This window comes from Sphingobium sp. (assembly GCA_035196065.1).
GTDB classification, from domain to species: domain Bacteria; phylum Pseudomonadota; class Alphaproteobacteria; order Sphingomonadales; family Sphingomonadaceae; genus Sphingorhabdus_B; species Sphingorhabdus_B rara.
Genome location: CP136575.1, coordinates 2,006,082 through 2,019,046, shown reverse-complemented (window position 1 = coordinate 2,019,046; position 12,965 = coordinate 2,006,082). Strand labels below are relative to the sequence as shown.

The following is a 12,965-nucleotide window of genomic DNA, read 5'->3' as shown; positions in this document are numbered from 1 at the left end:
GGCCACCTTATTTCGTATTGGACTTCTGCGCTTTAACAAATTGGGAAAACTCGCCCAGCATTGTTGCCCACCAGTCGAGTGTATCGGCAAAATTGCGTTTGTTCACTCCGCCCACGGTCGAAATATCATATTCTAGCAACAGTTCTTTTTTCTCGTTCGTATAAGCCTTTATGAACCGTTTTTCGGTGTTCCACTTGTTCGCATAGTCAGGCGTATTGTCGTCCTCTGCACTAAAGCCGGTGTAGAATTGAATCGTGTTGCAGTTTTTGCCCTCTACGCAACCGTAGAAATAAACCTCAAATTCATATCCGCTCACTTCGCTGCGGATGATCGGATCACCGCGCTTGTCCTTTTCCAGCTTGGCGCGATAGCCCTCTTCCTGCATCGCAGCGACGATCGTTGCCGGCTCGGAAGCGCAGATCAGGCCTTTTTCGCAAATATTGTCATCATTGGAATATGCGGCGCCTGAAACGCTGATCGATGCCGCAGCGGCCAGAATTAGTTTGTACATAGTGCCCCCTTTTCTGCCTTGGATATCACCCAGCGAATATGAAATCGCAATAGCCTAGGTCGGGAAATATGTTCTTTATATGTTCTCTTTTGATTGCTATTCTCATGGCATGTCAAAAAGCTGCTATCCCGATTTCGTCGCTGGACGCGGAGCGCCCGTCAACGGCCTTTCACGCCGCTTCAACCTGCAACAACGCACAGATGACGGCGACTGGCTGGATGAACGATCGCAGATTGACGAGGATATCCAACCTCTGAAAACCGAGGTTACGACAGAACGGCCAAAGACCATCATTGCCCGGAACACTTCACCCGACATTCCGTTCGACAAGTCGGTCAACCCCTATCGCGGCTGCGAACATGGCTGCATCTATTGCTATGCGCGCGCCTCCCATGCCTATCATGATCTGTCGCCGGGACTCGATTTCGAAAGCCGTTTATTTGCGAAACCGGATGCGGCCCGGCTGTTGCGCATCGAAATAGGCAAAAAGGGCCATGTCCCTACGCCCATAGCCTTTGGCACCAACACCGATGCCTATCAACCAATCGAGCGGGATTGGCGGATCATGCGGCAATGCCTTGAAGTGCTGGCAGAGGCGAACCATCCGTTGACGATCACCACCAAATCCGACCGCGTCTTGCGCGATTTGGATCTACTCGCCCCGATGGCGGCCAAGCGTCTGGTGACGGTCGCCATATCGGTGACGATGCTCGATCCGGCACTGCATCGCAAATTGGAACCGCGCACCGCTCGACCCGAAAAGCGGTTGGCGGCGTTAAGGGCGCTCGCCGAGGCGGGCATCCCTGCCCATGTCAATGTCGCGCCAGTTATCCCCGCAATCAACGATCATGAAATCGAAGCGATCCTTGAGCGCGCGGCAGAGGCGGGCGCACAAACCGCAAGCTGGATTCCCCTTCGCCTGCCGCATGAGGTCGCGCCACTGTTCCAGGACTGGCTGATATGCCATTTCCCCGATCGTGCGGCCAAGGTGATGGCGATCGTCCGCTCAATCCGCGAAGGGCGGAACAATGACCCCAACTTCTTCAGCCGGATGCGCGGCAGCGGGCCATGGGCAGATCTTATCCAGACCCGTTTCAGGATCGCCGCACGCAAATATGGGCTCAATCAGACTAAGATACAGCTTCGCAGCGATCAGTTCGTGCCGCCGCGCAGCGACGGTCAGTTGGCCCTCTTTTGATCAGGCAAAACTGTCTGGATCGCCTTCCAGCGGGGCAAAGCGGATGAGACGGCTTGTCTGCACCGCCGCCTGACGGTTGACGACTGCAAGGCGGTAATCCGGGTCGGTCACCATTTCCAGGAAAGCACCCGCATTCGGATAAAAGGCAATGAAGGCCGCATCCCAATGTTCGTCAGCCGGCCCCGTCAACACGGTCTGGAACGCGCCGCGCCAGACCACATGACCGCCCACCCGGGTAAAAATCGGCCCGCTTGTCTTGCCATATTCCTGATAAGCGCGTTCGCCGCTCCAGCCCTTCCCCGCATGGTCATGGCCGTCAGGATAGGCGGCAAGATCGCGATAGCGGATGAGGTTCAGCATGTTGATCGGCACGTCACGCGGCAACGCCTTGAAGGCATCGAACGCCGCGCGCGTTGGATCGACATGAGCCTCGGCCGCCATCAGCCAAGGCTCCGCAGCTTATAATCCTTATACAGCTTGCGCAATTCAGCCTTCTGGATCTTGCCTGTCCCGGTGATCGGCATGCTGTCGACGAAATGCACCTCGTCAGGCAGCCACCATTTGGCAATCCGTTCTTTCAAATAGTCGATCACATCACCTTCGGTCAGTGAATCCGATCCGGGCTTTTTCACGGCAACGATGATCGGCCGCTCGTCCCATTTCGGGTGATAGACGCCAATAGCAGCCGCCTGTGCCACACCGGGGCAACCCACTGCGGCATTTTCCAGCTCAACCGAGCTGATCCATTCGCCGCCCGATTTAATCACATCCTTGACGCGGTCGGTGATCTGCATCGTGCCATCCGGGTGGATCACCGAGACATCGCCGGTATCAAACCATTGGTCGGCATCGGTCGCATCCGCCTCTGCCTTGAAATAGCGCTTGATCACCCAAGGCCCACGAATCTGCAACGCGCCCTCGGTCTTGCCATCGCGCGGGGCGACATTGCCGTCCTTGTCGATCACGCGCAATTCGACGCCAAAGGGAATCTTGCCTTGCTTGGAAACAACGTCGATCTGCTGATCGAGGTTCATCTCGTCCCAGCCCGGAATGGGCGCACCCATGGTTCCGATGGGCGAGGTTTCCGTCATGCCCCAGGCATGGGAAACGCGCACACCTTGCTTCATCAGCCGCTCGATCATCATACGCGGCGCAGCTGTGCCACCAATGGTGACCAATTGCAGCTTGCCCAAATCGGAACGACGTCCTGCCGCCTGTTCTGCATCCAGATGCTGGAACATCGCCAGCCAGACGGTCGGCACGCCCGCACTGTGGGTGATGCCTTCTTCGAGCATGAGTTGGTGCAGCACGGCGGCTTCATTGGTAGTCGAAAAGACGAACTTCACACCGGCCAGTGCCCCTGCAAAAGGCAGACCCCAACTTGCCGCATGGAACATCGGCACGATCGGAAGCAAGGCCGATGTCATAGCCAGGCTGAAGATGGTCGGCGCAACCTCTGCCATTGCGTGCAGCATCGTCGAACGATGCTGGTAAAGCACACCCTTGGGATTGCCCGTCGTGCCGCTGGTATAACAGAGCATGCACGGATCGCGCTCATCGCCCCACACCCAGTCGAAATTGCCGTCCTGCGCGGCAATCAACGCCTCATATTCAGGGCTGTCAAAAACGATATAATGTTCAACCGTCTTCAGATGCGGTTTCAGACGGTCGATGATCGGCTGGAACATGGCATCATACATCAGCACCCGGTCTTCGGCATGGTTCATGATGTAGATCAGGTCTTCGTCGAACAGGCGGACATTGACCGTGTGGATGACGCCGCCGCACCCGATCGCGCCATACCATGCAGCCAGATGGCGATGGTGGTTCATGGCAAAAGTAGCGATCCGGTCAGCCGGCTTGATGCCCATGGCAACAAAGGCCTGCGCCATGCGCCGCGCTTCGCCAGCGACGCCTGCCCAATTGGTACGTTCGATCCGGCCGTCCGACCAGCGCGTCACAATCTCGCGCGTGCCATGCTCCCGCGCGGCATAATCTATCAGATGGGAGACCCTAAGATCCCAGTCCTGCATTCCACCTAACATAGTCACTCTCCCTGTTTCGCTTTGCTTAGCGAACACTCATTAAATGCGGCTTGATCGGCGCCAGCTCGACATGGCTGACTCCCTCAATCCCTTTCACCTTGTCGACCAGTTCCACGTCAAGACGGAATTTGCGGCCAAGCACAATATCGGCGGTCACCCCATCCGGCAATTTCGTCCGCGCCACCACTTCGCCGCGCCCGCCGTTCAAAGGCAGGATCAATTGCTGCAGCCGGGCAAAGACATCGACATGCTCAACCTCCAGCAACATCTTGAACTGGGTGTTGGCGACAAGACCCGCCAGCGGCTTTGCGCTGCGCACGGCAATGCGAGGAATTTCCTCACCTGAAGGCAGGTCCATTTCAACCGTCAGCAAAATGCATTCACCGCTCTTTGCCCATTCGGCAAGGCTGGCGCATACGCCCTCATCGAAACAGCTCGCCTGAAACTGGCCGCTGCTATCTGAAAATTCGGCCTGAACAAAGCGGTTGCCGCGGCGCGATTCGCGCCATTTTACCGCTTGTACCATCGCAGCCATTGTTCCAGATTTGCGGCTGCCTTCCGGGATCGGGCCGCAGTCGATAATTTCAAGATAGCTTTGCGCACCATGACTGTTGGCAATCTGGGTGAACTGAGAGATCGGGTGGGCCGCAAAGTAAAAGCCGAACGCCTCGCGCTCATGCTCCATAGTTTCTGCGACGCTCCATTTTTCGGCATTGGAAAACCGCATCTGCCCTACACCAACAGAAGCATCGCCGCCAAACAGACCGCCCTGCCCGCTTTCGCGCTGGTCCCGAGCCGCCTGTGCGGTCGCAAGGATTGTGTCGATCCCCGTGAAAAGTGATGCACGGTTGGATTCAAACGCATCAAAGGTGCCGGCTGATACAAGGTTTTCAAGGCTTCGCCGGTTGATCTGCGAAGGGTCGGTCCGGTTGGCAAAATCATCAAGATCACGATAGGGTCCGTTGGCCACGCGCTCAGCCGCCAAACCCTCCATCGCCTTTTCGCCGACATTTTTGAGGCCGGCCAGCGCATAGCGCACAGCAAGCCCGGCATCACTTTCCTCTATGCTGAATTCCGCCTCGCTATGGTTGAGCGAGGGTGGCAGGCACGCAGTTCCCAACCGGCGCATGTCGTCGACAAATATCGCCAGCTTGTCAGTCTGGTGCATATCGAAACACATTGAGGCTGCGTAAAATGCTTCTGGATGATGCCGTTTCAACCAACCGGTGTGATAAGATAATAGCGCATAGGCCGCCGCGTGCGACTTGTTGAAACCATAGCCTGCAAACTTGTCGATCAAGTCAAAAAGCTCGTTCGCTTTGGTCGCATCGATATCATTATGCTCGGCGCAGCCTTTGACGAAGATCGTACGCTGCTCGTCCATCTCGGACTTGATCTTCTTGCCCATCGCGCGGCGCAGCAAATCTGCACCGCCCAGCGAATAGCCGGCAAGGATCTGCGCGGCCTGCATCACCTGTTCCTGATAAACAAAGATGCCATAGGTTTCCGCTAATATGCCTTCGAGAAGCGGATGCGGATATTCGATCTTCTCCTCGCCATTTTTGCGACGGCCGAACATCGGGATATTGTCCATCGGACCCGGACGATAAAGGGAGACGAGCGCAATAATGTCCCCGAAATTGGTCGGCCGTACCGCCGCCAGCGTGCGCCGCATACCCTCGGATTCAAGCTGGAACACACCGACGGTATCGCCCGATTGCAGCAATTCATAGGTCGCGGTATCGTCGAGCGTCAGCTTGTCATATTCTATGATGATGCCGCGTTTCGCCAGCATCTGTGCCGCCTTTTGCAGCACCGACAGCGTCTTGAGCCCAAGAAAGTCGAACTTTACGAGCCCCGCCGCCTCTACAAATTTCATGTCAAACTGCGTCACCGGCATATCGGACCGCGGATCGCGATAGAGCGGCACCAGTTCTGACAAGGGGCGGTCACCGATCACCACGCCTGCAGCATGGGTGGAACTGTGCCGCGGCAGCCCTTCCAATTTCATCGCAAGGTCGAACAGACGCTTCACCTGCTCATCGCGGCGATATTCTTCACGAAGTTCCGGAACGCCGCCCAAGGCGCGTTCCAGATCCCACGGATCGGTCGGGTGGTTTGGCACCAATTTGCACAACCGGTCGACCTGGCCATAGCTCATCTGCAATACGCGGCCAGTATCGCGCAGCACGGCACGCGCCTTCAGCTTACCGAAGGTGATGATCTGCGCGACCTGCCCCGTGCCATATTTTTCCTGCACATAACGGATCACTTCGCCGCGCCGCGTTTCACAAAAGTCGATATCGAAGTCGGGCATCGACACACGTTCGGGATTGAGAAAGCGTTCGAACAGCAATCCCAGTTGCAGCGGATCAAGATCAGTGATCGTCAGCGCCCATGCCACCACCGAACCTGCGCCTGAACCGCGCCCCGGACCCACAGCAATATCATGTGCCTTGGCCCATTTGATGAAATCGGCAACAATCAGAAAATAGCCCGGAAAGCCCATCGAACAGATGACGTCGCATTCGAAATCGAGCCGTTCAAAATAAGGCTTTCGGGCATCCTCCGCGGCTATGCCGGCGTGATCCAGTCGAGCAATCAGCCCTTCACGCGCATCCCGGCGCAACTGCGCATCCTCCGCCGCGCGATCACCGGCAAGGCTGGGCAAAATAGGTTTGCGCTTCGGCGCGCCGACTCCGCATCGCTGCGCCACGACCAATGTATTGGCCAACGCCTCTGGCACGTCGGCGAACAATTCCGACATTTGCTGCCAAGTCTTTATCCAGGCGTGGGGGCAGCTTTTGCGGCGATCGCTATTTTCAACATATTCGCCGTCGGAAATGCAGAGCATGGCGTCATGCGCAGGGTAGAAATCAGGCTCTGCAAAACATGCAGGGTTGGTCGCAACCAAAGGGAGGCCGCGTTCATAGGCCAGCGCGATCAATGCCTCTTCGGCCGCGTCTTCAACCGCATTACCGCGCCGTGCAATCTCGATATAAAGCCGCCCGGGGAACAGTTGTTCAAGCCGGGTACAATATTCGGCTGCGCTATCCAGCTGGCCATCGGCGAACAGCCGGGCGAGCGCACCTTCGCCGCCAGCGGTCAACGCGATCAGCCCATCAACATGGTCTTCCAGCTGTGAAAAACGGATCTGGGCTTCGCCGTCGGTCGGGCTTTCAAGATGCGCGAACGACGTAAGTCTGCACAGATTCTGGTATCCGACCTCATTCTGCGCATAAAGCGCGATCCAATCGCGCACCGCCTGACCGCCGCTATATTCGGGCGGGCGGGCCACGCCGAGCATCAAGCCCATGATCGGCTGCACGCCAACCCCGCGGCAGCCATCCTCAAAAGGCATCACCCCGTAAAGACCGTTACGATCGGTGACCGCAACAGCGGGAAAGCCTAGACCCTTGGCATATTTGCCGATTGCCTTTGGTTCAATCGCACCTTCGAGCATGGTGTAAGCGGAAAAAACCCGCAACGGGACGAAGGGTGCGAAAGCCATGGTGGCAAGGTGGTGCAGCGCCGCCGATTCTGCAATCAAAAGGCGCGGCTATTTTGTGGACAAAGCAGGGGTCGACAGCGGTATCAGCCCAGCAAGCGCTGGATATCCTTTTCAAGTGCAGTCGGCGCAACCTGCGGACCATAGCGGCCCACTACTTTGCCATCGGCATCGACAAGGAATTTGGTGAAATTCCACTTGATCGCGCGGGTGCCCAACAGCCCCGCCTGCTGGTCTTTCAGATGTTTCCACAACGGGTCGGCAGCATCGCCATTGACGTCAACCTTTTTGGCGAGCGGAAAGCTGACATCATAAGTGAGCGAGCAGAAATTCTTAATCTCTTCTTCATCGCCGGGTTCCTGCGCACCAAACTGGTTGCAGGGAAAGGCCATGACGACCAACCCCTTATCGGCATATTTGCGGTGCAGTTCTTCCAGCCCCTTATATTGCGGGGTGAAGCCGCATTTAGATGCCGTGTTTACCAGCAGAAGAACCTTGCCCTTATAGGCGGACATATCCTGCTTGCCCCCGCCGGGCATATCGACCGTGAAATCATGAACGTTCATCTGCTCTTCCTCTCCGCAATTTTATGCCAGAATGCCGTCATGCAACCGGACGATCCGGTCCATCTTGGCTGCCAGCCGTTCATTGTGCGTCGCGACCAGCGCGGCTGAGCCCTGTTCCCGCACAAGACCCATAAATTCACCCAGCACGATATCGGCGGTATGTTCGTCCAGATTTCCGGTCGGTTCATCCGCCAGCACAAGCCGGGGCTTGTTGGCAAGGGCGCGAGCCACGGCCACGCGCTGTTGCTCACCGCCGGAAAGTTTCGAAGGCCGATGCTCCAGCCGCGCTCCAAGCCCCAATGTCGACAATAGTTCTCGAGCACGGGTGCCGGCTTCTTCCGGATCAACGCCTGCAATCAGTTGCGGCAGCAGGACATTTTCGAAGGCATCGAAATCGGGCAGCAAATGGTGGAACTGATAAACAAAGCCCAACTTTTCCCGGCGCACGATGGTCGCCCGGTCGGGGCCTGCGTCGCGCATTTCCTCTCCGTCAATCATGATCGACCCGGTAAAGCCGCCCTCGAGCAGCCCCAATGCTTGCAAAAGTGTCGATTTGCCTGTCCCCGAAGGCCCGAGCAAGGCGACCAATTCGCCCTCCCGGATCGACAGATTGACGCCGCGCAGCACCTCGATCGTCACCTCGCCCTGGGTGAAACTGCGCCGGACATCGCGCATTTCTGCGACAGTCTTATTCATAACGAAGCACCTGCACAGGATCGGTTCCGGCGGCCTTAAACGCAGGATAGAGCGTTGCAAGGAAGCTAAAGAAAAGCGCGAGGCCACAAATCGCCAGCACCTCAAACGGGTCGGTGCGCGATGGCAGTTCGGTGAGGAAACGGATCGACGGATCCCATAATTCCAGCCCCGTCACAAACTGGATTGCAGCCACGATCGACTGGCGGAAAAACAGGAAAATAAAACCAAGGGCCATGCCCGCTGCCGTTCCCGCTGCACCGATGAGCAGGCCAACGGTCACGAAAATCTTGAGCAGCGACTGACGTGAGGCACCCATGGTGCGTAGGATTGCAATATCGCGGGTCTTGGCACGCACCAGCATGATCAGCGACGACAGGATGTTGAACACCGCAACCAGCACGATGATCGACAGCACAATGAACATCGCTACCCGCTCAATCGCCAATGCCTCGAACAGGGAGGCGTTCATGCTCTTCCAATCGACGATCAACGCCCGGTCGGCTATCTTGGGCTGCAACGGCGCCAATATATCATTCACCCTATCGGCATCGGTGGTCGTCAGTTCGATCATCCCGATCTGGTCACCCATCAACATCAATATCTGCGCATCCTCGATCGGCATGATGACAAAGGCTTTGTCATAGTCATAGACGCCGACCTCAAAGACAGCGGCAATTTCATAGGATATCTCGCGCGGAACCGTGCCAAAGGGCGTTGTTCGGCCTGCAGGATTGATGATCGTCAGCCTTTGCCCGACGCGCGCACCAAGATTCTGCGCCAACCGGGAGCCAATGGCGACACGTTCGCTGCCCGGTTGCAACAGCCGCATGTCGCCTGCCACTGTCTTGCCCTTCAACGTGGGATTGGAGCGTATATCCGAAACCTGCATGCCGCGGGCAAGAATGGCCTCGACCCGCCCCTCATGCGTCGCCAATAGTGGCTGTTCGATCAGCGGCGAGGCTTCGGTCACGCCCGGCGTTGCCCGAACCTCTTTCAACACGTCGCGCCAATCGTTCAGCCGACCGCCATAGCCCTGGACCACGGCATGGCCGTTTAGCCCGACGATCTTGTCAAACAATTCGGCGCGAAAACCGTTCATCACGCTCATCACGATAATGAGCGCGGCAACGCCGAGTGCGACAGCGACAAGGCTGATCGTGGCGACGAGGAAGATGAAGCCTTCGCCCTTGCCCGGCAGCACATAACGCCTTGCAATCATGCGTTCATAACGATTGAGGATCATGTCGGTCCGGTTCCGGCATCAGGATGAGGACCCTGTCTTTAGGCGGCCCCCGTCGGCGAGGCAAGGGGCGCGCGCCTGTTACACTATTGTTGCAGCCACGCCACAGTCGGCAAAAAAGCGTTGATCCGATCCAGAGAATCGTTGCGGATACCCCAGTTTCCGGCATTTTCACCTCGCTGACTAAGGTTTCATCGCTGAATGGCCGTGGTTCAGGGGGATAGATCCCGCAACGACCTTGCCATGATGCGAGGCAGCAGGATCCAGACGAGTTTTCGTCGATCGGGCCGTCCAATTTCAGTTGGGCGGCCTTGATTTTTTTGCGGCACCAACCCATTTCCCGGTTTGAGGGAGCCAATCGGTCCCTCAATACCAACCCAGAAAGCGCTGCACAGGCAGGCTTTCAAACCGCAAATTGCTCAGATTGGAGAATTTGGAATGACACGTTTTGACTTCACGCCCTATCGCCGCACAACCGTCGGCTTCGACCGCCTGTTCGATCTTTTGGAAAATACGCGCGCCGCGCAGGGCGATAATTACCCGCCGTTCAACATCGAGCGGACCTCCGATACCGAATATCTGGTCACGATTGCCGTTGCCGGCTTCAAGCCCGACGAGATCGACATCACTGCGCAGGAAAATCTGCTGGTCGTTGCCGGCAAGAAACAGCTGGATGGCAATGACAACCGCGATTTCCTGCACCTTGGCATTGCCAACCGCAATTTCGAGCGCCGTTTCCAGCTGGCAGATCATGTTTTTGTGAAAGCGGCAGACCTTGCCGACGGGCTGTTGACAGTTCACCTTGAGCGCGAAGTTCCCGAGCAGCTTAAGCCGCGCAAAATCTCCATCGGATCTTCAACGCCAACGCTTGTCGAGCAAGGCAGTGACAAGCAAGCTGGCGAAGCTGCCTGAGCAGCCAACAAATTTCGCAAAACAGCATGACGCCATGGTCCTGAACCCGCCAAAGGGAAGGACCATGGCGCTAAATCTTTACGGGATCAGACCAGTCGGCTCTGTTCAACCGCCGCAGCGATGAAGCTTGCAAACAGCGGGTGCGGATCAAAGGGTTTTGACTTGAGTTCGGGGTGGAACTGCACGCCGATAAACCATGGATGGTCGGGGCGCTCGACAATTTCGGGCAACAGGCCATCAGGCGACATGCCGGAGAAAATCAAACCGCCCTTTTCCAGCGCCTCACGATAGGCGGCGTTCACCTCATAACGGTGGCGGTGACGTTCTGAAATGGCGCTGGTGCCATAAACCCCTGCCACATGGCTGTTTCCGGTAAGCTGCGCGTCATAGGCGCCGAGCCGCATCGTGCCGCCCAGATCCCCGCCCGCTTCGCGTGTTTGCAGGCCTTCCTCGGTCATCCATTCGGTGATGATGCCGACCACAGGTTCGTCGGTCTGGCCGAATTCGGTGCTCGATGCCTTCGCTATGCCGGCGGTGTTCCGCGCACCCTCGATACAGGCCATCTGCATCCCCAGGCAAATGCCGAAAAAGGGCACCTTGCGTTCGCGGGCGAAACGGACAGCGGCAATCTTACCTTCCGAACCACGCTCACCAAAGCCGCCGGGGACGAGGATCGCGTGCATCGGCTCAAGCGCGGCCGCAATGTCACTATCGGCCTTTTCAAAGAGTTCGGCATCGATCCATTTGATGTTGACCTTGACCCGGTTGGCAAACCCGCCATGCGCCAAGGCCTCGTTCAGTGATTTATAGGCATCTGCCAGCCCGACATATTTGCCGACAACACCGATGGTGACTTCGCCTTCAGGATTTTGCTGCCGGTCCAGAATATCTTCCCAACGGCGCAGATCCGGCGCGATGCCTGGCGTGATGCCAAAGGCACGCAAGACTTCATAGTCGAGCCCTTCTGCATGATATTGAAGCGGCACGGCATAAATGGATTTCGCATCCAGCGCAGGGATGACGGCTTCTTTGCGCACATTGCAAAAGGCTGCGATCTTCGCGCGCTCGCCCTCGGGCAGCGGATGTTCGCAGCGGCAAAGCAGGATATCAGGTTGCACGCCAAGCGCGGTGAGTTCCTTGACGCTATGCTGGGTGGGCTTCGTCTTAAGCTCACCAGCGGCAGCGATGTAGGGCACGAGCGTGACATGGACGAAAACCGTCTGCTCGCGTCCCAGTTCGTTGCGCATCTGACGGATCGCCTCAATGAACGGTAGCGATTCGATATCGCCCACAGTTCCACCGATCTCGCACAGCACGAAATCAAGGCCGTCAGTATCGGCCTGGGCGAATGCCTTTATCTCGTTCGTGACATGCGGAATGACCTGCACGGTCGCGCCCAGATAGTCGCCACGCCGTTCCTTTGCGATGATATCGCGATAGATTCGCCCCGATGTCACATTGTCCGACTGCCGCGCCGAAACGCCCGTAAAGCGTTCATAATGGCCAAGATCGAGGTCGGTTTCCGCCCCGTCGTCAGTCACATAGACTTCGCCATGCTGATAGGGCGACATCGTGCCCGGATCGACATTGAGATAGGGATCAAATTTACGAATGCGGACTTTGTAGCCACGCGCCTGCAAAAGGGCCGCCAAAGAAGCAGCCATTAAACCTTTGCCAAGCGAGGAGACCACGCCGCCGGTGATGAAAATATACCGCGCCATGGGAGAAAAGGCCTAAGACGTGTTTCAGGGATTAGGCAAGTGCATGAATCTGCATTTGCCCAATTAATCTGGGGAAAAGGCGGAGGGCTCCGCCTATCCCGCTTATTTGTCGAGGGGGACCTCGGTCGGTGCAGCCGGGGCAGCGGCGGGTGCCGCCTGGCCAGGAGCAGCCTGTGCCGGTGTGTTTTGACCCGCAGGTGCCTGCTGGGTCACCGGCGCGCGCTGCAGGCTTTCGTCAATCTCACCGGGCGTGCCACGCTTTGCAGAAACAAAAGCCAGTGCAATCGCAAGCAGGATGAACGTCGTCGCGAGGATCGCTGTTGTCCTTGTCAAGAAATCGCCCGCGCCACGCGCGGACAGCAGGCCTGCAGGGCTACCGCCCATTCCAAGACCGCCGCCTTCTGAACGCTGCATCAGGATCACGCCCACCAGTGCGGCGGCGTTGATGGCGAAAACGACGAGTAGGAAGTGAAAAAGACCCATGAACCTGTCCGAATGTTAAGCTGGGGAAACGCCCCGGTTGAAGCGCACATAGGGGCGGCAGCACCTATTTTCAAACATTATCATC

The 12,965-nt window shown here is 57.3% G+C and carries 11 protein-coding genes; 2 read left to right on the top strand and 9 right to left on the bottom strand.

What is annotated here, in order from left to right:
- Positions 1-7: 7 nt before the first annotated feature.
- Positions 8-511: a YbjN domain-containing protein gene (locus RSE16_09680; GenBank protein WRH74982.1), complete on the bottom strand. Its 504-nt coding sequence runs from the start codon at positions 509-511 to the stop codon at positions 8-10.
- A 109-nt stretch (positions 512-620) separates the two neighbouring features.
- Here RSE16_09680 and RSE16_09675 point away from each other — a divergent pair, with 109 nt between their 5' ends.
- On the top strand, positions 621-1,709 hold the full coding sequence (locus RSE16_09675) for a PA0069 family radical SAM protein (protein WRH74981.1): 1,089 nt from the start codon (positions 621-623) through the stop codon (positions 1,707-1,709).
- Here the strand turns inward: RSE16_09675 and RSE16_09670 are convergent, their stop codons facing one another.
- The 6 genes from RSE16_09670 to RSE16_09645 all read right to left on the bottom strand — a co-directional run bounded on the left by RSE16_09670 (position 1,710) and on the right by RSE16_09645 (position 9,767).
- Complete coding sequence (locus RSE16_09670; GenBank protein ID WRH74980.1) at positions 1,710-2,150, bottom strand: DUF1330 domain-containing protein; 441 nt, start codon at positions 2,148-2,150, stop codon at positions 1,710-1,712. It lies immediately after the preceding gene.
- Positions 2,150-3,754, bottom strand: coding sequence for a long-chain fatty acid--CoA ligase (locus tag RSE16_09665; protein WRH77339.1), 1,605 nt, complete (start codon positions 3,752-3,754; stop codon positions 2,150-2,152). Before RSE16_09665 ends, RSE16_09670 begins: the two co-directional genes overlap by 1 nt.
- Positions 3,755-3,779: 25 nt before the next feature.
- Entirely contained in the window at positions 3,780-7,265 is a 3,486-nt protein-coding gene (dnaE, locus tag RSE16_09660) for a DNA polymerase III subunit alpha (GenBank protein WRH77338.1), read from the bottom strand.
- 83 nt (positions 7,266-7,348) lie between these two features.
- The gene (locus tag RSE16_09655) at positions 7,349-7,828 is read right to left on the bottom strand and encodes a glutathione peroxidase (protein WRH74979.1); all 480 of its coding nucleotides are present in this window, start codon (positions 7,826-7,828) and stop codon (positions 7,349-7,351) included.
- Positions 7,829-7,849: 21 nt separating this feature from the next.
- Positions 7,850-8,524, bottom strand: coding sequence for an ABC transporter ATP-binding protein (locus RSE16_09650; GenBank protein WRH74978.1), 675 nt, complete (start codon positions 8,522-8,524; stop codon positions 7,850-7,852).
- The gene (locus RSE16_09645) at positions 8,517-9,767 is read right to left on the bottom strand and encodes a lipoprotein-releasing ABC transporter permease subunit (protein ID WRH74977.1); all 1,251 of its coding nucleotides are present in this window, start codon (positions 9,765-9,767) and stop codon (positions 8,517-8,519) included. The genes RSE16_09650 and RSE16_09645 overlap by 8 nt, the downstream gene beginning before the upstream one ends.
- A gap of 435 nt (positions 9,768-10,202) precedes the next feature.
- Here RSE16_09645 and RSE16_09640 point away from each other — a divergent pair, with 435 nt between their 5' ends.
- A complete protein-coding gene (locus RSE16_09640; protein ID WRH74976.1) occupies positions 10,203-10,676 on the top strand; it encodes an Hsp20 family protein in 474 nt (157 codons plus the stop codon).
- An 86-nt stretch (positions 10,677-10,762) separates the two neighbouring features.
- On the opposite strand, the gene RSE16_09635 is transcribed toward RSE16_09640, so the two are convergent.
- Together RSE16_09635 and secG are read right to left on the bottom strand one after the other, a co-directional pair.
- Positions 10,763-12,397, bottom strand: coding sequence for a CTP synthase (locus RSE16_09635; protein ID WRH74975.1), 1,635 nt, complete (start codon positions 12,395-12,397; stop codon positions 10,763-10,765).
- A gap of 102 nt (positions 12,398-12,499) precedes the next feature.
- Positions 12,500-12,880: a preprotein translocase subunit SecG gene (secG, locus tag RSE16_09630; protein WRH74974.1), complete on the bottom strand. Its 381-nt coding sequence runs from the start codon at positions 12,878-12,880 to the stop codon at positions 12,500-12,502.
- Positions 12,881-12,965 lie beyond the last annotated feature (85 nt).